This window comes from Flavobacterium sp. 270 (assembly GCF_004368785.1).
Lineage (GTDB): Bacteria > Bacteroidota > Bacteroidia > Flavobacteriales > Flavobacteriaceae > Flavobacterium.
The window spans coordinates 1,508,003-1,530,741 of sequence record NZ_SODM01000001.1 but is presented as its reverse complement, the minus strand read 5'-3'; the positions used below and the strand labels follow the sequence as shown (position 1 = coordinate 1,530,741).

The following is a 22,739-nucleotide window of genomic DNA, read 5'->3' as shown; positions in this document are numbered from 1 at the left end:
TAAACTATTAAAGTTAAATTATGTTGATTTTTAATCTAAATTTGATGATGAAAATCCAGTTTAGTAGATTTTCTTTCATTTGATAACAAACCAAATACCAAACTGAGGATGAGATTGCTTCGTTCCTCGCAATGACAATAAAAAATGACTTTAGACGCGATAGATAAAAAACTCCTGGTTTTACTTCAAACCGATAGTAAAAAGACAAACAAAGAGTTATCTCTAAAACTGAATCTTTCGGTAACTGCGGTTTATGAAAGAATCAAAAAATTAGAGCGCGAGGGAATTATCAAAAACTACGTTGCATTGGTAGATAAATCTAAAATCGAAAAAGGATTTGTTGTTTTCTGCCATTTAAAATTGATTCAGCACACCAAAGAATTTTTAACGAAATTCGAAAGTGAAGTAATCAAACTCCCAGAAGTTTTAGAATGTCATCACGTAAGCGGTGATTACGATTATATTCTGAAAGTTCTCGTAAAAGATATGGAAGCTTACAGGGAATTTTTGGTAACTAAATTAACTTCATTACAACATATTGGAAGTACTCAAAGTATGTTTATGATTAGTGAGGTGAAGAATTCTACGGTGATTGCTTTTTGAGAGACTCAAAGGTTCAGAGGGACAAATCTCACTCGTAACCACAAAGATTGTCGATTTTTATTACGGAGCTACTAGTGCGATTTCTCCTTTCAGTCGAAATGACAACTTTGATGAAAAAACTTTGCGTCTTAGCGCCTTTGCGAGCAAAAAATAAAGTTCTTAACACAATCCAAAACTTAAAAATCTTAAATTTGATTCCAAATGCAAGTAAAATGCAAGCAAAATGGAAGTAAAAGAATTAAGGCGCAAGCTGATAAAAGATTTTGGAAAATTCATTGAAGACGATTCTAAATTAGAGCTTTTAGAAAGTGTTTTTGATGCCATAAATCATGATGAAAAAGAGTCAACAGTTTCTGATTCTCATTATAACATAGTTGCAGAAGAAAGAGAAAAATACTTGTCTGGAGAAGTTGAAGCAAGTTCGTGGGAGGAAGCAGAAAAACGTTTGAATACCAAATATGGTTTTTAAGATTAAAATTTTACCATTAGCTGAAAAAGAGATTGATGAGTCTATTGAATTTTACGAAAACAGAAGTAAAGGTTTAGGGAAGCAATTTCTAAATTATATGAAATCTTATCTTAAGGTTTTAAAGACAAATCCAGAATTATTCGAAATTAAAAAAGCGCCAGGTTACCGTGAAATGACTTTGGTTAAATTTCCATTTGTTATTATTTATGAAATTATTGAAAGTGAAATAATTATTTATTCAGTGTTTCATACTTCAAGAAATCCTGAAAAGAAACCTTTACTTAAAACTTTAATAAAAAAGTAATGCAAGAATGGACACCAATATCTTTACAAGAACTTAATAATGAAATTGTAAGTACAGAAAAAGGCCTTACTGATGAATTGAAAAATTTCTGGGATTTAATTAAAATTGATCCAATAAAATGGGAAGAAAAAGAATATGGGGAAATGGGAGGTGGTTTTTGGGTTGTAGCTATTTTTGGATCTCAAATAATTTGGTATAATGATATTGAAGAGGGGTTTAATGTTTCAGATTATAGTATAACTGGAGAAATTGAAGACTATTGTTGTAATCAAGATGAACTTCTTTGGGTAATTACCAGATTATTTAACTTTATAAAATCTGGGAAAGAAATTTTTGGCAGAAGAGGTGGACCACAAAGTATGATGTTGGATTAAAAAACTTTGCGTCTTTGTGAGCAAAAAGTACATGATTAGAGAAAAAACTTAGCGAACCTTGCGTAACTCTTAGTGCTCTTTGCGGTAAAAACCCACACCCCAAATTTCACACAAAAAACATTCAGATTTAAACTTCAAACAAAACTTAATTCCTTAATTTTGTAACCGCTAAAAATAAAAACAAATACTATGAGTTCATTTGACGTAGTCATTATAGGTTCAGGTCCTGGAGGATATGTTTCAGCAATTCGTTGCGCACAATTAGGTTTCAAAACAGCAATAGTAGAAAAATACACCTCTTTAGGAGGAACTTGCCTTAACGTAGGTTGTATTCCATCAAAAGCAATGTTGGCTTCTTCACACCATTATTCGGAAATTGCACATTTTGCAGATCACGGAATCGAAGTTTCTGGTGATGTAAAAATCAATTTAGAGAAAATGGTTGCTCGTAAACAAGCAGTTGTAGATCAAACCGTAGGTGGAATCAACTACTTAATGGACAAAAATAAAATCACGGTTTTTAATGGTTTAGGTTCTTTCGTTGACGCAACGCACATTACAGTTGTAAAAGCTGACGGAACATCAGAAACTATCGAAACAAAATATGCAGTAATTGCAACAGGTTCAAAACCATCATCTTTACCATTCATCAAAATTGATAAAGAAAGAATCATCACTTCTACAGAAGCTTTAGCTTTAAAAGAAGTTCCAAAGCACTTGGTAATTATTGGAGGAGGAGTTATCGGAATCGAACTAGGACAAGTTTATTTACGTCTTGGTGCTCAGGTTTCTGTAGTAGAATTCATGGATAGAATTATTCCAGGAATGGACAGTTCATTGTCTAAAGAATTAACTAAAGTGTTGAAAAAACAAGGAATGAAATTCTACGTTTCTCACAAAGTAAAATCAGTAGAAAGAAACGGCGATGCTGTAACAGTTCAAGCTGAAAACGCAAAAGGAGAAACAATCACTCTTGAAGGAGATTATTCATTAGTTTCTGTTGGTCGTCGTCCGTACACAGACGGATTAAACGCTGACAAAGCGGGAGTAAAAATTTCTGATAGAGGACAAGTTGAGGTAAACGATCATTTACAAACTAGCGTTCCAAATATCTATGCAATCGGAGATGTTGTTCGTGGTGCAATGTTAGCACACAAAGCGGAAGAAGAAGGAACTATGGTTGCTGAAATCTTAGCAGGTCAAAAACCACATATCGATTATAACTTGATTCCTGGTGTAGTTTACACTTGGCCAGAAGTTGCTGCAGTTGGACAAACTGAAGAGCAATTAAAAGCAGCAGGAATTGCTTATAAATCTGGAAGTTTTCCATTTAAAGCTTTAGGTCGTGCAAGAGCAAGTGCTGATTTAGATGGATTTGTAAAAATCTTAGCTGACGAAAAAACAGACGAAGTTTTAGGAGTTCACATGATTGGAGCACGTACAGCAGATTTAATTGCTGAAGCAGTTACTGCAATGGAATTTAAAGCTTCTGCTGAAGATATTTCAAGAATGAGCCACGCGCACCCAACTTTCGCGGAAGCGGTAAAAGAAGCAGCTTTGGCAGCAACAGAAAACAGAGCAATACACGTATAATATTTACGTAAAATATATTTTAGAAACCGTCAGGGTTTTTTCTGACGGTTTTTTTGTTTTATAACAGATTGATTCCTAACTTTATAATATAAGAATCAGAGATAATTCTGTAAAATATTTTATGAATTCTGATGGTAACTTTATAACTCTATAAAAAAGTATCATCATGAAAAATAAATATATAGCTCCAATCTTACTCGGGGCAGGAATTGCTTTAGTACTTTATTCTTGCGGATCTACAATTCCGAAAAATGCTGAGGCTGTCAAAAATTTTGATAAGGCCAAATATCTTGGTAAATGGTACGAAATTGCCAGACTGGATTTTAAGTATGAAAAAGGATTGAATAATGTAACCGCAGAATATTCTTTAAAAGATAACGGCACTATAAAAGTTGATAATAAGGGCTATAACGTCAGAAAAGACAAGTGGGAACAGAGCATCGGGAAAGCTAAATTTGTCAAAAAGGACAACATTGCTATGCTAAAAGTCTCATTTTTTGGTCCTTTTTATGCAGGTTATAATGTTATTGCAATAGATCCAGATTACAAATATGCATTGGTTATCGGCGAAAGCCTAAAATACATGTGGATACTTTCCAGAGAAACCAGTATTCCGGAAAATATAAAAATGGATTACCTAAAAAAAGCACAAGAGATTGGTTACGATACTTCTGAACTTGTTTGGGTAAAACACGACAGAAAATAATAAAAGAAAACCCGATAAATTTTTGAATCTATCGGGTTTATTATTTCGTTCAAATAGGATTTAAGGAGTAAAAACAGTTTTATAATTATCCCAATATCTGTAAATCAAAAATAAATTGGCCAAGAATAGTAATCCGGCTATTGGCAAACCTTCTGGAGCCATAAAATAATTAATAAACAAAATATTGATTGTAATTGGTAAGATCAAAATATTAGCCAATGTTACAAAGCGTCCCGTTATAAAGGCAATACCACAAAGTAATTCTACAGATTTTGCAAGTGGTAAAAGATAAGTAGAGGCCACTAAGCCCATATTAAATGCTTTAAAATTTCCGGTAACTTCTGGTTCTGGGGCAAGCTTAAAGAAAAAGCTGATAGAAGCAAAAAGTAACAAAAGACCAATCAAAACTCGGACAATAATCGTAGCAATTTTCATAATACTTAGGATTTTAAGAGGTTAAAAAAATAATTATGTGCTTGAAATGTTATAATCTGATTTCTCGTATAAAATGAAAATCAATTTTAAACGTCGTTTCTATTGAGAATTTTTCAACCAATACAATCCATATTTAGGATTAATGGAATACTATGTCAAATATAACGAATTTTTTCTTATAAAAATGTTACTTTATTAACAGTTTTTGCTATTTCTTACTGTATTTTTTATATAAAAGAAAGCCTCCTAAACTAATCAATATAAAAGGCCAAAGGTTAAGGAAAAATACAAAAATTGCCTCAAGAATATACCAGCCGCTTTTTAGAGCATCAACAATCTGAATACCCAAATTAGGTTTGTAAGAGTCGCTGTTTTTTTCGCTTGCATTTATTTCCTGTTTAATAGTTTCGTTTTGATATAACTGCAATGTAATTGTGCTGAAATTAATTTGATCCTGCATAGACAAATTATCAATTATAGCGTTGTCATTGGCTTCTTTCTGATTCGCCAAAGTATTTTCGGCTTCCATAACATCATTTATTTTTTTGCCTTTTGTATCAATAGCTTTTTCTACTCTTTTTTCATTTGCTGTATTTCTTTTTTGAGAAAACTGGTTGGCTAATATTTTTAGCGAAACATCATCGGCTTTGATTACTCTAAAATCCAGAAAATCAATTTGTTTGGCAATGGTTTTAATAACCGTATCCAACTGCGTATTAGGTACTCGAATCGTGATATTGTTTTCTACAGAATATTTAGTAGTTTCCAGTGTGCTGTCTTGGCTTATTTTGGTTTTAATTTGTTCTTGTATAGTGCTTTGTAAGTTGGTATAGGTTACAAAACCTCCAAATTTCTGAACAGCATTTTCAATTGCATAAGTTGACTTCGCGACGTTCTTGACTTTAAATCTTAGATCAGCAGTTCTAATAAATTTTTGTTTGCTGTCCTTTTTTTCTACAGCAGCAGAAGAGGAAATTACAGAAGTGCTGTCTGAAGCAGCAGCAGCATAATCTGCGGTTTCTGAACCCGAGGTAGCTTCAGATTTTTTGCAAGAAAATAGTAACGCGATAATTACTAAAGAAGACAAACTTAATTTGGCAATTGTTTTCATAAGTGTTTTTTAAATTGATTAATAAATGTTTTAAATGCTGTAATGTAATTTTTGCTTAATACTATTTTAGATTTGCCTGCAGTGAAAAAATAAAAATGTAAAGCGAACTATTTCTGCTGTACTAAAAAGTGTGCCAAATATTTTTATGGATTCTCTTTATAGACGGATTTTTTTTGTCGTAATTTTGAAGTCTAAAATTTATTCATTTTTGAGAGTTTCAATTCATAAACATATTGCAAATCCAGAGCAGTTTAAACAACAGCTTTTAAGTTGGTCGCAACAATTTCGTGAGGTTGTTTTTTTAGACAGCAATTCCTATCCGCAAGAATACTCAAGTTTTGATTGTCTGCTTGCTGTAGATGCTTTTACTTCAATAAAAACCGATTTTCATAACGCTTTCGACGATTTAAAACAATATCAATCCACCACAAAAGACTGGCTTTTAGGTTATTTGGCATACGATTTAAAAAACAATGTCGAAGATTTAAAATCATCCAATTTTGATGGATTAAATTTCCCGGATTTGTTTTTCTTTCAACCTAAAAAAATATTTTTATTGAAAGAAAATGAACTCGAAATCCAATATTTATTTTTGTGTGATGATGAGGTTGAAGATGATTTTGAAGAAATTATTCAAGCCGATTCTGATGCTTTTCAAACATTAGATAAAATTGAAATTCAACAAAGAATTTCAAAAGAATTTTACATCGAAAAGATAACAAAAATGCTGGAACACATTCACGCAGGTGATATGTACGAAGCCAATTTTTGTATGGAATTTTATGCTGAAAATGCCATTATAAATCCGTTAGAAAAATTTCAGAAACTAAACGAAATTTCACAAGCGCCTTTTTCCGTTTTTTTTAAAAATAACAAACAATTTTTGCTTTCTGCTTCGCCAGAACGTTATTTGAAAAAAGTGGAAGAAACATTGATTTCTCAGCCGATAAAAGGAACTTCAAAACGTTTTTCTGATCTGGTTGAAGACGAAAAATCGAAATCATTTTTAGAAAACGATGCGAAAGAACGTGCAGAAAATATCATGATTACCGATTTGGTCCGCAATGATTTATCGCATACCGCACAAAAAGGTTCTGTTGAAGTTGTAGAACTTTGCAAGATTTATTCGTTTCTGCAAGTGCATCAAATGATTTCGACGATTACTTCAAAATTAGATCCGCAGTATTCTCCGGTTGATGTTTTAAAAACCACTTTTCCAATGGGAAGTATGACAGGAGCGCCAAAAATTTCGGTAATGAAAATCATCGAAAATCTGGAAGAAACTAAGCGAGGCTTGTATAGTGGCGCTGTGGGATATTTTACGCCTTCGGGAGATTTTGATTTTAATGTCGTGATCAGAAGTATTTTATACAATCAGGAAAATCAATACGTTTCTTTTTCTGTCGGAAGCGCCATTACATCACAATCAATTCCAGAAAAAGAATACGAAGAATGTTTATTGAAAGCAAAAGCAATGCATGAAGTTTTACGGTAGTTTTTTAGCCACGAATTACACGAATTGCACTAATTTTTTCTTTTGCCGCAGATTAAAAAGATTTTCACAGATTTTTTAATCATTTTAATCCTTTAAGCTGTGGCAAAAAGCTACTCAATTTATGAGAAAAAATTAGTGCAATTCGTGTAATTAGTGGCTGAAAAAAAAACATAACGCTTAACATTTCATTTAAAAATAGATAAAATTTAATTCTTTACTTTTATAAAATGCTTTTAAATTTTAAAAATCACATTTCGTCCAGATTTTCTTTTTTAGAAAACAAAAAAATATTTCTTGCCGTTAGCGGAGGTTTAGATAGTATGGTTTTACTTCATTTATTAAATCAATTGCCTTATGAAATCGCTGTTTTACATTGCAATTTTCAACTTCGAGGTTTAGAAAGTTTTGGCGATCAGGATTTTATTCAAAATTATTGCGATCAAAATAATATTCCCGTTTTTATAACGCAGTTCGATACTGAAGCTTTCGCGAAAGATTACAAACTTTCTACACAAGTTGCGGCGCGTGAATTGCGTTACAGCTGGTTTTATGAGCTTCTGAAAACTAAAAACTTCGATTATATTCTAACAGCACATCACGCAGATGATAATCTGGAAACTTTTATTATTAACTTAACCAGAGGTACAGGAATTGAAGGTTTAACTGGAATTCCAGAACAAAACGATAAAATTATACGTCCGCTTTTGCCTTTTTCAAGAGAGGAAATCCTGAAATATGCTCAGGAAAATAATATCGAATGGCGCGAAGACAGCAGTAATGCTTCAAACAAATACTTGCGAAATAAAATTCGTCATGATTTGATTCCGATTTTAAAGGAAATCAATCCTAATTTTTTGAATGTTTTTCAGAAAACACAATCGTATTTGCAAGAATCGCAGGAAATGGTTGAAGATGCATCGATTATGATTTATCAGCAAGTGGCAAAAGAAATGGGTGATGATATTCATTTTGATTTAATACAGCTTAAAAAATTACCCAATTATAAATCGTATTTGTACCAATGGTTAAATGAATTTGGTTTTTCGGCATGGAATGATATTTATGATTTGGTTGAAAGTCAGTCTGGTAAACAAGTTTTGTCGGATGATTTTCGATTATTGAAGAACAGAGAAACGTTGATTTTAAGTCCGATTTCAGACTCGAATGAAGACGAGCAATATGAAATTCACGAAAGTGACACAGACGTTAATTTTCCCTTAAATTTAAAGCTTTGTCAAGTAGATGACATTACTATAGATTCAAATAGAGTTATCTTTGTGGACGCTGAAAAAATCCAGTTTCCTTTGGTTTTACGTAAATGGAATGAAGGGGATGTTTTTCTTCCTTTTGGAATGAATGGGAAGTCTAAAAAAGTGAGCAAGCTTTTTAAAGATGAAAAATTATCCTTAATAGAAAAGGAAAAAATATGGATTTTGTGTTCTGATAATCAGATTGTCTGGGTTGTCGGAATGCGTCAGGACGAACGTTTTAAAATAGAAAATACCACAAATAAAATACTTAAAATAGAACTACAATAATGAACTTTACTCAATCTTCTGAAACGATATTATCAAAAAGGGTTTGGAATAAATCCATACTGTTTTTGTTATTTTTCATTTTTGCTTTTGCAAAAGGTAATGCCCAAATTTTAGAACCGGTAAAATGGACGGCTAAAATCGAAAAAAAATCCGGTAACAATGCTGTACTTATTTTTGATGGAACGATTGAAAAAGACTGGCATATGTACTCGCAATTTACTCCAGACGGCGGTCCGCTTGCTTTGGAAATTGCGTTTAAAAATCAAAAAGGAAATTATAATCTGGTTGGAAAAGCAAAGGAAGGAAAAACCAGAACAGCATTTAATGATGTTTTTGGCGTAAACGAAACTTTCTTTGAAGGAAAAGCGCATATCGAGCAGGAAATCACAATTCTGAATCCCAATTTAAAATCGGTTGATGTTGATTTTGATTTTCAGGTTTGTAAAGAAGTTTGCATTAATTCTAATAAAAAATTCTCTATTCCGGTTCCGTCAACTTTCAAAATGGAAGCTCCAACTACAGTTTCTGAAGTAAAAGAAGATGATACGAAAAGAGTTGGTTTGGCTATTGATACAATAAAACCTGTTGCTGTAGATTCTGCTAAAACTGATGTTCATAAAGCTCCGGCAGGAATTTCTGCTGCAGAAGAGGTTCCGGTAAAAGCACCATCAAGAAGCTTATGGTCGATCTTTTTTATTGCGTTTATATCAGGATTTGCAGCGTTGCTAACGCCTTGCGTTTTCCCAATGATTCCAATGACGGTAAGTTTCTTTACAAAACAAAGTAAGAGCAGAGCAAAAGGAATTAGAAATGCAATTTTCTACGGAATTTCTATTATTGCTATTTATGTTATTTTAGGTCTTATTGTAACTAAAATATTTGGTGCAGATGCTCTAAATGCTTTGTCTACTGATGTTTGGTTTAATATAATATTCTTTATAATCTTAGTGATTTTCGCTACTTCATTCTTGGGGGCTTTTGAAATTATGCTTCCAAATTCCTGGGCAAACAAAGCAGATCAACAAGCTGATAAAGGCGGATTAATCGGAATTTTATTCATGGCTTTGGCTTTGGCAATTGTTTCTTTTTCTTGTACAGGGCCAATTGTAGGTACTTTATTGGTTGAAGCAGCTTCAAATGGAGGAATTGCTCCCGTTGTCGGAATGCTTGGGTTTTCGTCTGCATTGGCATTGCCATTTATGTTGTTTGCCATGTTTCCGGGCTGGTTAAATTCATTGCCAAAATCTGGAGGATGGTTGAATACAGTAAAAGTTGTTTTAGGATTTTTAGAATTGGCTTTGGCTTTCAAATTTTTATCAAATGCCGATTTAGTTTTACAATTGCATTTCTTAGAAAGAGAAGTTTTTATCGCGATCTGGATTGCAATTTTCGGAGCGCTGACTTTATATTTATTCGGAAAAATTACACTGCCGCACGATAGTCCGCTGCATCATATTTCGGTTGGAAGATTGTATTTAGGATTGCTTACTTTAGTGTTTACGGTTTATTTAATTCCGGGACTTTGGGGAGCACCTTTAAAATTAATCAGCGCATTCCCGCCGCCACCGCAATATAGTGAAAGTCCGTTTGGAGTAGGAGGATCTGGAAACGGAGCCGTTTCTGCCGAATCGATAAAAGGATTGCCGGAAGGCGCAGAGTTAGGCCCGCACGGAATTATGGTTTTTCATGATTATGAAGATGGTTTAGCGTATGCAAAATCTATCAACAAACCAATTATGCTGGATTTTACAGGTTATGCGTGCGTAAATTGTCGTAAAATGGAAAACAATGTTTGGTCTGAACCAACTATTTTACCAATCTTAAAAAATGATGTTGTTTTGATTTCGCTTTATGTTGATGATAAACGCGAATTGCCGGTAAGCGAGCAATTTGTAACAAAATCTGGAGATAAAATCATCACAGTTGGCGATAAATGGACCGATTTTATGATCTCAAAATATAAAACCAATACACAGCCTCTTTATGTTTTAACTGATTTAGAAGGTAAAAATCTTCACACTGATAAACCAATAATTAGTTATGTAAGTGCAGATGAATATTTAAATTGGTTGAAAGAAGGAATTGCTAATTTTAAATAAGGTTTTTGTTTCAAGTTTCAGGTTTCAAGTTTCAAGTTTCAACTGGAATCTACATTCTAAAATCTAAAATCTACAATAAATAAAAAGCGCTCTAAGTCAAATTTAGAGCGCTTTTTTTATCAAGAACAAATTGTGGGATTAATTTCTTATAAGAATTCTCCGTGTTGAGAAATATCTAAACCAAGTTCTTCTTTCTCTTCTGTAACTCTTAATGGTGTAATTTTGTTTACAATGAAGAATAAAGCGTAAGAACCAACAAAAGCAAAGATTGAAACTACAACTAATGCAGTTAATTGGTTGATGAACAATGTTGGTGTTCCGAAGATTAAACCTTGATTATCACCAACTGCAGGATTAATAGCTTTAGAAGCAAAAACTCCAGTTAACAACATTCCTACCATACCACCAACACCGTGACAAGCAAAAACATCTAATGCGTCATCAATTTTTCCTTTAGGGAATTTGCTTACAACAATATTACTTACAATTGCAGCAAAAGCTCCGATAAAAATAGCGTGAGAGATACTTACAAAACCAGCAGCAGGAGTAATAGCAACAAGACCTACAACAGCTCCAATACAAGCACCAAGAGCAGATAATTTATGTCCTAAGATTTTATCAAGGAAAACCCAAGCCATGGCAGCAGCGGCAGCGGCAACAGTTGTAGTTCCTAAAGCCTGAACAGCCAATCCGTTTGCTCCTAAAGCAGAACCTGCATTAAAACCAAACCATCCGAACCATAATAAACCTGTACCTAATAATACGTAAGTAATTCTTGCAGGGTTAACTTTTTGGATTTTTCTTTTTCCTAAGAACATTGCTCCAGCCAAAGCAGCCCATCCAGCACTCATGTGTACTACTGTTCCTCCGGCGAAATCTAATACTCCCATTTTAAAGAATACTCCATCAGGATGCCATGTCATGTGCGCTAGCGGAGCGTATATAATTAATATAAATAAAACCATAAATAGTAAATAAGCCCAGAAACGAACACGTTCTGCAAACGCACCTGTAATAAGAGCAGGCGTGATGATAGCAAATTTAGCTTGAAATAATGCGAATAACATGAAAGGAATAGTTGGTGCAAGGCTCCAGGCAGTGCTGGTACCAACACCTTCAAAGAATAAGTTTTTAGTTGGATCTCCAATGATGCCGCCAATTGTAGGGCCAAAAGCCAATCCAAATGCAACAATAACCCATAGAATAGTAACAATTACCATTGCCATGAAACTTTGAAGCATAGTACTGATAACGTTTTTCTTACCTACCATACCTCCGTAGAAAAATCCTAAACCTGGTGTCATAAGTAATACAAAAGCAGTTGCAACGACCATCCAAGCTGTATCTCCAGTATCAAATTTTACGGCTTCGGCTGGAATTGGGTTATCAGCGATGATAAAATTCGAAATAAAGGTTAGTACCAAAATAGTGATAAGAATCACACTTAAAATAATTTTTCGCATAGTTATTTAGTTTTAAAATTTTTGATAAAAGTATAAAATCATTTCATACCCCCATAAAAAATAGAGTCTAATGTTTAATTTTTGTTAATTTTTCATTTTGACCCCCTAAATTTTTTATCTATACGTTAAAATCTATGTAAAATTTACAATTTGCTAATCTTGAAGTTTAGAAATTCTCAAATTTTGATGCTGTGTTAACACAAAAGCAAGAAAATAATGCATAATTTAAGAGTAATTGCACATAAATAATAAGTAGTTTGATGAAAATACAATGTTTTTGAAATAAAAAAGGCGCCAACTGAATTTTCAATTGGCGCCCTTATTATGAGAATGGATTATCTATTTCTGATTAAACTTTGCTTTGAATTTGTCGTTCAATTTAGTTTGAAAAGTTTCTAAATTTATCGTTCTGCCCTGAATAAAAGCCGAAGTCAATTTATTGGTTCTCATGTCTAAAGCATCACCTTCGGAAATAAATAATGTTGCGTCTTTACCCGTTTCTAGTGTACCGCAAATGGTTTCAATTCCTAATAGTTTAGCAGTATTAGAAGTAATCAATTGTAAAGCTTTTTCTTTATCTAAACCAAATGCAGCACAAGTTCCAGCCAAAAAAGCCAGGTTTCTTTCGCTCATACGCTCATGGTCACCACTGTTTTCTAATCCAACAACAATGCCTTTATCAGTAAGCATTTTAGCCATTTTATAAGGCAGATTTACATCCTGATCAGCGCTTGTAGGCATATCGTGTACACGTCTTAATAATACGCCAACATTATATTTTTGCAATAAATCGGTAGATTTATACGCTTCGAATCCGCCAACGATTACAATCTTTTTAATCTGATTGTCAACGGCAAGCTGAATCCCGTCTATAATCTGCTTTTCTTCATCTGCATGAATGTAAAGAATTTCTGCTCCATCAAAAAGCCCTTTTGTAGCTTCCAGAACTATATTTCTTTCTTTAGATGCATCTAAATTATAAGCTTTGGCATTGGCAAGAAAGGCATTTATTTCCTCTACTTGTTTGGGGTAATCTTTATTAGGTTCTATTATTCCCGGCTCAAACCATGATCCTGATCTTCTAAAATTGGATGGAAAATTAAGATGAATTCCGTCATTTTCTTTTAAAATGGCATCTTTCCAGCTCCAGGCGTCTAATTGTACAACAGAAGATGTACCTGATATTGTGCCTCCGCGTGGTGTAACCTGTGCGATTAAAACTCCATTAGGGCGAACAGTTTCTACAACTTTTGATTCTGAATTGTAAGCAATAATACTTCTTACGTTTGGATTAAAACTTCCGATTTCTTCCTGATCGTCTGATGATTTTACGGCATCAATTTCTACTAAACCTAAAGTAGAATTTGGAGCAATAAATCCCGGGTAAACGTGTTTTCCGGCAGCATCAATCGTAGTGTCGTATGCACCAGCTGCAAGTCTTATAGTCGAAGCATCTGCTACTAGCGTAATTTTACCGTCTTTAAAACCAATTGCACTATTCTGGATTACGGTTCCGTTACCCAAGTGTGCGGTAGCATTTAAAATCAATATTGATTTGGATTGTTTTGGTGCTGGTATTTGTTGTGCGTTTATCTGAAGCGATGCACAAAACAATAGCAGCAATATATAGAGGTGGTTATTTTTCATTTTATCTTTTTTTTACTTTGAAAATTCTTTAAAAAGCGCTGTTATTATTGTTCTAAAGTATCGCAGTGATATTCTTTTTTCTCTTTTCTGGCTGGCTTCTGCGTGCTCATTCCTTTGTTTTTTTCCTGAAGCATTTGTCCAATTAAAATGCTTCTTTCCTTATCATTAGCCAATTGTTTTTGAGCATCTTTTTCAAGATCAAAATAAACAACGCCATCAATAATTGTTTTTTCCACTTTAGCATAAATAGACAAAGGATTATCACTCCATAAAACAACATCGGCATCTTTGCCCACTTTTAAACTTCCAACTTTATCATCAATATGTAAAAGTTTAGCAGGATTCAGAGTCACAAATTTCCAAGCTTCTTCTTCAGAAATATTACCATATTTTACTGCTTTTGCAGCTTCCTGATTTAATCTTCTTGACATTTCTGCATCATCAGAATTGTAAGCTACAACTAAACCTTGATTGTGCATAATTGGCCCGTTAAACGGAATTGCATCGTTTACTTCAAATTTGTAAGCCCACCAGTCTGAGAATGTAGAAGCTCCAACGCCGTGTTCTTTCATTTTATCGGCAACTTTATAACCTTCAAGAATATGCGTAAAAGTGTTTACTCTAAAATTGAATTTTTCGGTAACATTCATCAGCATTAAAATTTCAGATTCTACATAAGAGTGACATGTAATAAATCTTTCTTTATTGATGATTTCGGCAATAGTTTGTAATTCTAAGTCAACTCTTGGCGCTTTTCCTTTTTTAGAACCAGCATTAAAAGCTTTCCAGCTTTCGTCATATTCTTTAGCACGCTGAAAATAATCTGTAAAAACCTGTTCTACACCCATTCTGGTCTGCGGAAAACGAGTAGGATTTTGAATTCCCCAATTGGCTTGTTTTACGTTTTCTCCCAAAGCAAATTTGATAAACTTAGGCTGGTTTTTGTACAACAGCTCTTCTGGTGCAGCTCCCCATTTCCATTTTACAATAGCAGAACGACCTCCGATTGGGTTTGCGGAACCGTGTAATAATTGCGAAATAGTTACACCTCCGGCTAAATCTCTGTAAATATTAATGTCTTCAGAATTAACAACATCCTGAATCGTAACTTCTGCAGTCGAATTGTGACCCATTTCGTTTACACCTTTTGAAATGGCGATATGCGAATGCTCATCAATAATACCGCTGGTAATATGTTTGCCTTTTGCATCAATAACGGTTGCTCCGGCATCAGAAAGATTTTTGCCTACAGCAGCAATTTTTCCGTTTTTGATTAAAACATCCGTTTCCGTCAAAATACCGTCTTTTTCATTCGTCCAAACTGTAGCATTTTTAAAAAGCAAAGTTTGAGCCGTCAGTTTTTTAGCATCACCAAAAGCAACATTCGGATACGTTGTTGGCATAATAACATTTGGTTTTTCTGCTTTAGCTGTATCTTTTACAGCAACAAAAGCGCTGGTTCTTTTTGCAGACCAATTCAATTCATTTCCGTTAGCCAAAACTGCTTTTCCAGATAAAATTTCTGGTTTTTCTACAAATCCAGTCAAACGTGTAAAATTAGATTTTATAGTATCTGCCGGTTTAAGAACAAGAGAAATCCAGTTTTTAGAAACCGAAAAAGTATTCGTTACTTTTGCGTCTGCAACAGTAGTGATTTCAGATTTTGGCGCCGTTTCAGTTCCGTCAATCTTCCATTTATAAGTATCATTTCCAATTGTTAAATCGTAATTACCGCGAATATCTTTTGCGTTAATATCATTTACAATATATTTAGTTCCCTGAGCCCAGTTTTCAAATAAAACCGTTTTTTCGTCAAATATTTCGCCAGAAGTAATCACAAAATTGGCATAACTGCCCGCTTTTAAACTTCCAACTTCATTACTTTTTCCTAAAATGGCGGCCGGAATTGTAGTTAAGGCTTCTAAAGCTTTCGTTTTATCAAAACCATAATTAATAGCTTTTAATAAATTAGGTTTAAAATCTTCAATCTTTTTCAATTTATCAGTAGTCAAAGCAAAAGTAACTCCGTTGTCTGCAAGCACCTTAAGGTTTGTAGGCGCCTGATTCCAAAAACGCATATCTGCCAATTCTACCTGATTAGATAAATAAGGGTTAGAAACATCATAAGCCTCAGGAAAACTGATCGGAATAATAAATTTAGCGTTTGTATTTTTGATTTCTTCGATTCTTTCAAATTCGTTGCCGCTTCCTTTTAAAACATAGTTTAAGCCAAACTCTTTCGCAATTTTAGACGCTCTTAAACTATTCAGTTTATCCTCGGTCGCAAAAATCTGAACCAATTTTTCATTCGCTGCCAAAGCTTCTAATGATAAATCTTTAGTTTCAGAATTTCCTTTTTTGTACCAATCTAAATCCAGATACATTTGGCGAAGCAAAGCCATCATACCCATTAAAGAACTTGGATAGGCTTGATTTGTCAAAACACTTTTTGTAAAAGCAAAGTGGTTTGTAATTTTACTTGCTATAATTTGCTTGCTGTTTTCAGTATTATTTAAAGCAACCAAAACTCCGGTTCCCTGAGCAATACCGTCAGGAATATGAGTGCCGACAACGCCAAAACCTGCTTTTAGCAATTCTTCAGCCTTAACATTATCATACTTAAAAGTCTCGTAACCATTCAGTTCAGAGCGAATACTTTCGTTCCAATAATAACCGGCTCTTTTGGTATCGTACAAAGGATTGTTTCTCCCATTAAAATTACCTTTTGGTTTTTCAATTCCAAAATTGGTATAAATGTCAATAAAAGACGGATAGATTGTTTTTCCTTCAAGATTAATAACAATACTGTTTTTGGGGATAGTAACAGCATTTCCAACCGCGGTAACTTTACCATCTTGAATCAGTAAAGTTCCTTTTTCAATTTTTTGAGTTGGAGTAACATAAATCGTGGCATTGGTAAAAACAGTGTAGTTTTTGTTTTTGTTCTGCACACTTTCGTTTACAGGGAAATAGCTTTGAGCCTGCATTTTTGTTAAAAAAACAGTCAAAAAGAACATTAGTAGGGCTTTTTTCATTGGATATTTGTTGATTTGTTGCTAAAAATATGAAATATATGTTATATGGCTTTTATTTTTTTTAAATGTTTTTTGATTATTTTAGATAAATATTTGATAAACCTTTTGAATTGAAGCATATATAGAAGTCTTATGAAAAACGCGAACAAAATAAAATGGGGAATTATTGGTCTTGGAAATATTGCCAATCAGTTTGCAACCGATTTAGTGTTGATAGAAAATGCATCTTTAGTTGCTGTTGCTTCTAGAAATACTGATAAAGCAAATGAATTTGCCCAAAAATATAATGCTGAAAATGCATATGATTCTTACGACGCTCTTTTTCAAGACGAACAAGTTGACATCGTTTATATTGCAACGCCACACGATTCGCATGCCGAATTGTCTATAAAAGCATTGGAAAACGGCAAACATGTTCTGTGCGAAAAGCCGATTGCATTATCTTATTCTGATGCTGAAAAAATGATTGAAGCTTCAAGAAAGCACAATAAATTTTTTATGGAAGCTTTTTGGACGCGTTTTATTCCATCGGTTCAGGAAGTTTTGTATAAAATAAACAACGGCGTGATTGGAGATTTAAAATACATCAATGCCGATTTTGCTTTTTTTGTAAAGGAATTAGAAGGAAACAGAATGACCGATAAAAAATTGGGAGGAGGCGCTCTTTTTGATGTTGGCGTTTATCCGCTATTTCTCTCTTATATACTATTAGGAAAACCAAAAGAAATTATAGCAAAATCTACCTACCATAAATCGGGTGTCGATTTGCAGACTACTATGATTTTACATTACGAAAATGCACAAGCAGTTCTACACGCTGGTTTTGTGTCAGAATCGAATATGAAAGCTTCAATAAGTGGAACGGAAGGCAGAATCGAACTTAATTCTCCATGGTTTATGGCCGATGGTTATTCTATTTTTAAAGACAATCACGAAGCAGCTTTTAATCTCCCAACTTTTGGAAAAGGTTATGCACACGAAGCTCTCGAATGTCATTATTGTATTCAAAACGATATGATAGAAAGTAAACAATGGTCGCATCAGAATAGTTTGGATTTGAGTGCGATTGTGGAGGAGATTAAGAATCAGATTGGGCTGGAGTTTTAAAAATATTTTATTTGTAATAAAATAACTACAATTTAATTATTTTCATTAGATTTAAAATCGATTTAATGAATATAATTTTATGTTAGTAAAAGTTTACGGAAGTGCCGTTTTTGGAGTAGAAGCAACAACAATTACTGTTGAAGTGCACATGGATAAAGGGATTGGTTATCATTTAGTTGGATTGCCGGACAACGCTATAAAAGAAAGCAGTTACCGAATCGCAGCAGCTTTAAAAAATAACAATCTTTCGATGCCGGGTAAAAAAATAACCATCAATATGGCGCCTGCCGATTTGCGAAAAGAAGGTTCATCATACGATTTAACCTTAGCAATGGGAATTTTAATAGCTTCCAATCAAATAAATGCTCCCGAAATTGAAGATTATATTATAATGGGAGAACTTTCTCTCGACGGAACTTTACAGCCTATTCGCGGTGCTTTGCCCATTGCCATAAAAGCCAAGGAAGAAGGTTATAAAGGATTTTTTCTTCCGATTCAAAATGTAAAAGAAGCAGCAATTGTTGCCGGATTAGACGTTTACGGAGTTTCGAATCTGCAGGAAGTACTTGATTTTTTTTCTGGGAAAAACAAATTAGAACCAACAGTAATAGATACTCGATCAGAGTTTTATAAAACCTTAGACTTTCCCGAATTTGATTTCTCAGACGTCCGCGGGCAAGAAAGCATAAAACGCTGTATGGAAATTGCGGCTGCCGGAGGACATAATATAATTTTGATTGGTCCGCCCGGAGCGGGAAAAACAATGCTGGCAAAAAGAGTTCCCAGTATTTTGCCACCAATGACTTTGCGTGAAGCACTTGAAACCACTAAAATTCATAGCGTTGCCGGAAAACTAAAAGAAGTAGGCTTAATGAATCAAAGACCGTTTAGAAGTCCCCATCATACTATTTCGAACGTTGCATTAGTAGGAGGAGGGAGTTATCCGCAGCCGGGAGAAATCTCGATGGCGCACAATGGAGTTTTGTTTTTGGATGAATTACCAGAATTTAAACGTGATGTACTCGAAGTAATGCGACAGCCGCTGGAAGATCGCGAAGTGACAATTTCGCGTGCCAAGTTTACAGTTACTTATCCTTCATCGTTTATGTTGGTGGCAAGTATGAATCCAAGCCCAAGTGGATTTTTTAATGATCCGAGTATGCCGAATACTTCTTCACCGCACGAAATGCAGCGTTATTTAAGCAAAATCTCGGGTCCATTATTAGATCGAATTGATATTCATATAGAAGTTACGCCAGTTCCTTTTGAAAAATTAGCCGACGAGAGAAAAGCCGAAAGCAGTGTAGAAATCAGAAAACGAGTTACTGCAGCAAGAGAAATTCAAACTAAAAGATTTGAAGAAGTAGAAAACATACATTACAACGCACAAATGAGCAGTAAATTGATCCGCGAATATTGTGTTTTAGACCAACAATCAAAAGACTTACTCAAAACCGCAATGGAAAGACTGAACCTTTCTGCGCGAGCCTACGACAGGATTCTGAAAGTTTCGAGAAGTATCGCTGACTTAGATAATTCAGAAAATATAATTTCATCGCATATTGCAGAAGCGATCCAATATAGAAGTTTGGATAGAGAAGGATGGTTGGGGTAAAGATTTTAGATGTTTAGAGTTAAGATTTTAAATTTTACTTTCGTGAATTTGTGAAAGTAAAATTTAAAATGCTTAGCGAACTTATTATACGATAAAAATGACTTGCGCTCTTTGCGGTAAAATTTCCTTATTTTATTCTTTAGCTAAAGGATAGAAAAATTTAAAAGAGTTTGAAACCGCAGGATGTAAAATGGAACCATGATTTTCCAGAGGCAAATAATCAAAATAAACTTTTACATTTTTGCTTTTTGAAGCTTTGATTTTTTCGGCTAATAAATTGGCATCAACTTCCATAACTCTCGGAATTTCTGTTGGCGTTAAACCTTCTTTTCCAACTGCAATATAAATTTCGGTTTTTTGAGTAAAAGTATCTTTAAAAATAACAGAATCTTCATTTAAAAGCGAACCATTATTCCACCATAAACTTGGACTTGTAATAACGTATTTATTAAAAAGAGAAGGCTTTTTAAATAAAATTTCGGTAATCAATAAACCACCCAAAGATTGTCCGATTATAGTTTTAGATTCGGTTGTTTTGTATTTCTTTTCGATAAAAGGCTGTAATTCTTTTTCGATAAAAGCAATAAATTTATCCGAATGTCCAGTAGTTGGAAATCTTTTTTGATCTAAAGCAATTGTTGTTGGAAATGTAAAATCTCTTCTTCGATCAACAGTTGCAATTCCCACTACAATAGATTTCGGAACCTGATTGATCCATTCGAAGCTATTGAATTGTACAAGACCAGAAACATGAATAAAATCCTCATCTGCAGATCCGTCAAGCAAATAAATAACCGGATATTTTGTTGCGTTCTCTGGTTTGTAACCATCCGGAAGGTATACATTTAATGTTCTTTTTTCGTTTAATTCTTTGGATTCAATTTCATCTATAACTCCCAAAACAAAAGGTTTGCTTGTTTCTGTGGTTTTAGTTTTATTTTTTTGAGCGAAAATAAATGTTGAAAAAGAAAGCAACAGGATAAGGGTGAAAAATTTGTTCATTTTGTTTTTTGGGTAGTATTATTTATTTAAACGAAAATACAAAATATCAGTTTAACCTTAATTGATTAATTCAAAATTATGTTTTTTCAAAAAAGAGAAATCTCCATAAAGCAATAGCTCAATGGAGATTTATCATTGTATAAAAAGACACTTTTATGTATTAAACTACTTCGCTCTTTCCTCAAAAACTTTATCTAGACCTTCCATGCAGCTAGTAAATCCTTCTTTAAAGCCCATTTGAATAATCATTTCTAAATCAGCCAAATTTTTGTGCTTAATGATAACATCAACAACAGTCAAATCTCCCTGATCAGAAAAAGTTACATTCCAGTCTGAACGTGGAAATTCTGTATTTAAATTTCCTTCGCTGTCGCTAAAAGCATCCAAATATTTAAAATTTGTTTTAGGCGTAATTGCGCTATAATCTGCAATTGCCCAATGTTCTTCGCCTTCCGGGCCGACCATTGCATAAATTCTTCTTCCGCCAACTTTAAAATCCATACTTTTTGTTTTGGATTTCCACGGAGCAGGCGCCCACCACAAATCCAGGATTTCAGGTTCTGTCCAAGCCGACCAAACATTTGCAATTGACGCATTAAATTCGCGTTTTACATTTACTGTACTGTTTTCTTTATCTACGGTAAAATCCATTAAAAGATTATTTTTCATATCTCTGATTTTAGATTATTATATAATTTATTTTTTAGCTTCAAAAATTTTATCCAAACTTTCCATAGCGCTTGTAAATCCTTGTTTAAAGCCCATTTCGATAATTTTTTCTAATTCTTCAAAGCTATCGCGCTTAATATGAATGTCAACAAGAGTAGATTCGCCTTGTTCCAAAAATGTAATATCCCAATAAGAACTTCCAAATTCAGAATTTGGATTTCCGTCAGCATCGGAGAAAGTAGTGGTATGTTTAAAATTTGTTTTTGGAGAAACAGATGTATAATCAAAAGTACTCCAACGTTCTTGTCCGTCTGGACCAATCATAGCGTATAATCTTCTGCCGCCTTCTTTAAAATCCATAATTTTTGACTTAGATTTAAAAGGAGCTGGCGCCCACCATTGATCTAAGATTTCAGCTTCTGTCCAAGCAGACCAAACATTGGCAAGCGGAGCATTAAATTCGCGTTTTACGTTTACCGAACAATTTTCTTTGTCTACGATAAAATCCATTAAAAGATTAGTTTTCATTTTCTTTAGCTTTTAAATTAAGTAATACTTGATCCAGTTGATTGAAACGGTTTTCCCAGATTTCTTTAAATTGTTCCAACCATTTGTCTATTTCTTTCATTTTGTCAATTTTAAGTTGATAATAGATTTCTCGTCCCAATTTTTTTTCCTGTAATAATTCACATTCGTTAAGAATCTTAATATGTTTAGAAACCGCCTGACGCGTTGTATTAAATTGTTCTGCAATTGCATTTGGAGTTAATGCAGTTGAAGAAATCAATACTAAAATCGCTCTTCGGGTTGGGTCGGCAATCGCCTGAAAAATATCTCGTTTCATTTTGAATTATTTAAATACGCAATCAATCAGTTGCAAATATATGCAACTTTTTGGTTGCGCAATACTTTTTTATGATTTTTTTTATTTATTCAGTTAAAATTTTTCGAAGCATAACGATTTGACCAAGATGGTAATAGCTGTGTTCAATCATTGCTTCGATGTTTCTGCGGTAGGTTCCGTATTTTTCATCGACAAAACCTTCATTGAGTTTTTCGTCGGTCATTTGTTCAATATGAGAAGCAAATTCTTGGGTATCGTCCCAGAATTTTGCCAGGAAAGTTTCCCATTGCTGCGAAGAAGTAATAGGAGGAAAGTCAAAACTAAATTTATCTTTTATGTCGAGCATACCACCTCTAAAGACGTTATTTATGCCATCAATGTAATAATCAATATGCTGGGCTAAAATGGCAATGGTATTTAGGTTTTTTATCGGAGTTGTAGCTGTTTTCCAATCTATATTTTCGAGCTGCTGTTTGTAGTTGGTATTGGCAACCCAGGTTCCGTTTAGGATAATTTCTTTAAAACGTGATGCGATTTCTTCCGTATTTTTCATAGTTTTAAAACTTTCAACTATTTGATAGTTAGTTGTTTGTTTTACTAAGATACGTTTTTTGGTGGAATAATTAGTTG

21 protein-coding genes are annotated in these 22,739 nt (G+C 33.7%); 11 read left to right on the top strand and 10 right to left on the bottom strand.

Annotated elements, in window-relative coordinates; translation table 11 throughout:
• Positions 1–144 precede the first annotated feature (144 nt).
• From EV144_RS06655 to EV144_RS06630, 6 genes are all read left to right on the top strand, one after another.
• The gene (locus EV144_RS06655) at positions 145–603 is read left to right on the top strand and encodes an Lrp/AsnC family transcriptional regulator (protein WP_134147254.1); all 459 of its coding nucleotides are present in this window, start codon (positions 145–147) and stop codon (positions 601–603) included.
• 223 nt (positions 604–826) lie between these two features.
• Positions 827–1,072 (top strand): addiction module protein, encoded by a 246-nt coding sequence (locus tag EV144_RS06650; RefSeq protein WP_134147253.1) that lies wholly within the window; start codon positions 827–829, stop codon positions 1,070–1,072.
• Positions 1,062–1,376, top strand: a complete 315-nt coding sequence (locus EV144_RS06645) for a type II toxin-antitoxin system RelE/ParE family toxin (RefSeq protein ID WP_134147251.1) — start codon at positions 1,062–1,064, stop codon at positions 1,374–1,376. The genes EV144_RS06650 and EV144_RS06645 overlap by 11 nt, the downstream gene beginning before the upstream one ends.
• Positions 1,376–1,750, top strand: coding sequence for a hypothetical protein (locus EV144_RS06640; protein WP_134147250.1), 375 nt, complete (start codon positions 1,376–1,378; stop codon positions 1,748–1,750). Before EV144_RS06645 ends, EV144_RS06640 begins: the two co-directional genes overlap by 1 nt.
• Before the next feature lie 189 nt (positions 1,751–1,939).
• Positions 1,940–3,343, top strand: coding sequence for a dihydrolipoyl dehydrogenase (gene lpdA / locus EV144_RS06635; RefSeq protein ID WP_134147249.1), 1,404 nt, complete (start codon positions 1,940–1,942; stop codon positions 3,341–3,343).
• A 166-nt stretch (positions 3,344–3,509) separates the two neighbouring features.
• Entirely contained in the window at positions 3,510–4,049 is a 540-nt protein-coding gene (locus tag EV144_RS06630) for a lipocalin family protein (protein ID WP_134147247.1), read from the top strand.
• A 60-nt stretch (positions 4,050–4,109) separates the two neighbouring features.
• On the opposite strand, the gene EV144_RS06625 is transcribed toward EV144_RS06630, so the two are convergent.
• Complete coding sequence (locus EV144_RS06625; protein ID WP_134147246.1) at positions 4,110–4,484, bottom strand: DoxX family membrane protein; 375 nt, start codon at positions 4,482–4,484, stop codon at positions 4,110–4,112.
• 208 nt (positions 4,485–4,692) lie between these two features.
• A complete protein-coding gene (locus EV144_RS06620; RefSeq protein WP_134147244.1) occupies positions 4,693–5,595 on the bottom strand; it encodes a DUF4349 domain-containing protein in 903 nt (300 codons plus the stop codon).
• A gap of 208 nt (positions 5,596–5,803) precedes the next feature.
• On the opposite strand from EV144_RS06620, the gene EV144_RS06615 reads away from it, so the two are divergent.
• The 3 genes from EV144_RS06615 to EV144_RS06605 all read left to right on the top strand — a co-directional run bounded on the left by EV144_RS06615 (position 5,804) and on the right by EV144_RS06605 (position 10,727).
• The gene (locus EV144_RS06615; RefSeq protein ID WP_134147243.1) at positions 5,804–7,090 is read left to right on the top strand and encodes an anthranilate synthase component I family protein; all 1,287 of its coding nucleotides are present in this window, start codon (positions 5,804–5,806) and stop codon (positions 7,088–7,090) included.
• A 227-nt stretch (positions 7,091–7,317) separates the two neighbouring features.
• Complete coding sequence (gene tilS, locus EV144_RS06610) at positions 7,318–8,628, top strand: tRNA lysidine(34) synthetase TilS (RefSeq protein WP_134147242.1); 1,311 nt, start codon at positions 7,318–7,320, stop codon at positions 8,626–8,628.
• Complete coding sequence (locus EV144_RS06605; RefSeq protein ID WP_134147240.1) at positions 8,628–10,727, top strand: protein-disulfide reductase DsbD family protein; 2,100 nt, start codon at positions 8,628–8,630, stop codon at positions 10,725–10,727. Before tilS ends, EV144_RS06605 begins: the two co-directional genes overlap by 1 nt.
• 146 nt (positions 10,728–10,873) lie before the next feature.
• Here the strand turns inward: EV144_RS06605 and EV144_RS06600 are convergent, their stop codons facing one another.
• From EV144_RS06600 to EV144_RS06590, 3 genes are all read right to left on the bottom strand, one after another.
• Complete coding sequence (locus EV144_RS06600; protein ID WP_134147239.1) at positions 10,874–12,190, bottom strand: ammonium transporter; 1,317 nt, start codon at positions 12,188–12,190, stop codon at positions 10,874–10,876.
• Between the two features lie 339 nt (positions 12,191–12,529).
• Complete coding sequence (locus tag EV144_RS06595; RefSeq protein WP_134147238.1) at positions 12,530–13,837, bottom strand: amidohydrolase family protein; 1,308 nt, start codon at positions 13,835–13,837, stop codon at positions 12,530–12,532.
• A gap of 44 nt (positions 13,838–13,881) precedes the next feature.
• Positions 13,882–16,872 carry an amidohydrolase family protein gene (locus tag EV144_RS06590; RefSeq protein WP_134147236.1) on the bottom strand — a complete coding sequence of 997 codons (2,991 nt, stop codon included), beginning with the start codon at positions 16,870–16,872 and terminating at the stop codon, positions 13,882–13,884.
• A gap of 132 nt (positions 16,873–17,004) precedes the next feature.
• Here EV144_RS06590 and EV144_RS06585 point away from each other — a divergent pair, with 132 nt between their 5' ends.
• Complete coding sequence (locus EV144_RS06585; protein ID WP_134147235.1) at positions 17,005–17,979, top strand: Gfo/Idh/MocA family protein; 975 nt, start codon at positions 17,005–17,007, stop codon at positions 17,977–17,979.
• Between the two features lie 79 nt (positions 17,980–18,058).
• Positions 18,059–19,594: a YifB family Mg chelatase-like AAA ATPase gene (locus EV144_RS06580; protein WP_134147234.1), complete on the top strand. Its 1,536-nt coding sequence runs from the start codon at positions 18,059–18,061 to the stop codon at positions 19,592–19,594.
• 132 nt (positions 19,595–19,726) lie between these two features.
• On the opposite strand, the gene EV144_RS06575 is transcribed toward EV144_RS06580, so the two are convergent.
• The 5 genes from EV144_RS06575 to EV144_RS06555 all read right to left on the bottom strand — a co-directional run bounded on the left by EV144_RS06575 (position 19,727) and on the right by EV144_RS06555 (position 22,662).
• The gene (locus EV144_RS06575; RefSeq protein WP_134147232.1) at positions 19,727–20,596 is read right to left on the bottom strand and encodes an alpha/beta hydrolase; all 870 of its coding nucleotides are present in this window, start codon (positions 20,594–20,596) and stop codon (positions 19,727–19,729) included.
• A gap of 165 nt (positions 20,597–20,761) precedes the next feature.
• Entirely contained in the window at positions 20,762–21,265 is a 504-nt protein-coding gene (locus EV144_RS06570; RefSeq protein ID WP_134147231.1) for an SRPBCC domain-containing protein, read from the bottom strand.
• A 27-nt stretch (positions 21,266–21,292) separates the two neighbouring features.
• On the bottom strand, positions 21,293–21,793 hold the full coding sequence (locus tag EV144_RS06565; RefSeq protein WP_134147230.1) for an SRPBCC family protein: 501 nt from the start codon (positions 21,791–21,793) through the stop codon (positions 21,293–21,295).
• Complete coding sequence (locus EV144_RS06560) at positions 21,783–22,109, bottom strand: ArsR/SmtB family transcription factor (protein WP_134147228.1); 327 nt, start codon at positions 22,107–22,109, stop codon at positions 21,783–21,785. Before EV144_RS06560 ends, EV144_RS06565 begins: the two co-directional genes overlap by 11 nt.
• Positions 22,110–22,194: 85 nt before the next feature.
• Positions 22,195–22,662: a DUF1572 domain-containing protein gene (locus EV144_RS06555; RefSeq protein WP_134147227.1), complete on the bottom strand. Its 468-nt coding sequence runs from the start codon at positions 22,660–22,662 to the stop codon at positions 22,195–22,197.
• Positions 22,663–22,739 lie beyond the last annotated feature (77 nt).

Bases quoted from the DNA above. Each gene is read 5' to 3' on its own strand.
- EV144_RS06655 (WP_134147254.1), top strand. From the start codon at position 145: ATGACTTTAGACGCGATAGATAAAAAACTCCTGGTTTTACTTCAAACC.
- EV144_RS06650 (WP_134147253.1), top strand. From the start codon at position 827: ATGGAAGTAAAAGAATTAAGGCGCAAGCTGATAAAAGATTTTGGAAAA.
- EV144_RS06645 (WP_134147251.1), top strand. From the start codon at position 1,062: ATGGTTTTTAAGATTAAAATTTTACCATTAGCTGAAAAAGAGATTGAT.
- EV144_RS06640 (WP_134147250.1), top strand. From the start codon at position 1,376: ATGCAAGAATGGACACCAATATCTTTACAAGAACTTAATAATGAAATT.
- lpdA (WP_134147249.1), top strand. From the start codon at position 1,940: ATGAGTTCATTTGACGTAGTCATTATAGGTTCAGGTCCTGGAGGATAT.
- EV144_RS06630 (WP_134147247.1), top strand. From the start codon at position 3,510: ATGAAAAATAAATATATAGCTCCAATCTTACTCGGGGCAGGAATTGCT.
- EV144_RS06625 (WP_134147246.1), bottom strand. From the start codon at position 4,484: ATGAAAATTGCTACGATTATTGTCCGAGTTTTGATTGGTCTTTTGTTA.
- EV144_RS06620 (WP_134147244.1), bottom strand. From the start codon at position 5,595: ATGAAAACAATTGCCAAATTAAGTTTGTCTTCTTTAGTAATTATCGCG.
- tilS (WP_134147242.1), top strand. From the start codon at position 7,318: ATGCTTTTAAATTTTAAAAATCACATTTCGTCCAGATTTTCTTTTTTA.
- EV144_RS06605 (WP_134147240.1), top strand. From the start codon at position 8,628: ATGAACTTTACTCAATCTTCTGAAACGATATTATCAAAAAGGGTTTGG.
- EV144_RS06600 (WP_134147239.1), bottom strand. From the start codon at position 12,190: ATGCGAAAAATTATTTTAAGTGTGATTCTTATCACTATTTTGGTACTA.
- EV144_RS06595 (WP_134147238.1), bottom strand. From the start codon at position 13,837: ATGAAAAATAACCACCTCTATATATTGCTGCTATTGTTTTGTGCATCG.
- EV144_RS06590 (WP_134147236.1), bottom strand. From the start codon at position 16,872: ATGAAAAAAGCCCTACTAATGTTCTTTTTGACTGTTTTTTTAACAAAA.
- EV144_RS06585 (WP_134147235.1), top strand. From the start codon at position 17,005: ATGAAAAACGCGAACAAAATAAAATGGGGAATTATTGGTCTTGGAAAT.
- EV144_RS06580 (WP_134147234.1), top strand. From the start codon at position 18,059: ATGTTAGTAAAAGTTTACGGAAGTGCCGTTTTTGGAGTAGAAGCAACA.
- EV144_RS06575 (WP_134147232.1), bottom strand. From the start codon at position 20,596: ATGAACAAATTTTTCACCCTTATCCTGTTGCTTTCTTTTTCAACATTT.
- EV144_RS06570 (WP_134147231.1), bottom strand. From the start codon at position 21,265: ATGAAAAATAATCTTTTAATGGATTTTACCGTAGATAAAGAAAACAGT.
- EV144_RS06565 (WP_134147230.1), bottom strand. From the start codon at position 21,793: ATGAAAACTAATCTTTTAATGGATTTTATCGTAGACAAAGAAAATTGT.
- EV144_RS06560 (WP_134147228.1), bottom strand. From the start codon at position 22,109: ATGAAACGAGATATTTTTCAGGCGATTGCCGACCCAACCCGAAGAGCG.
- EV144_RS06555 (WP_134147227.1), bottom strand. From the start codon at position 22,662: ATGAAAAATACGGAAGAAATCGCATCACGTTTTAAAGAAATTATCCTA.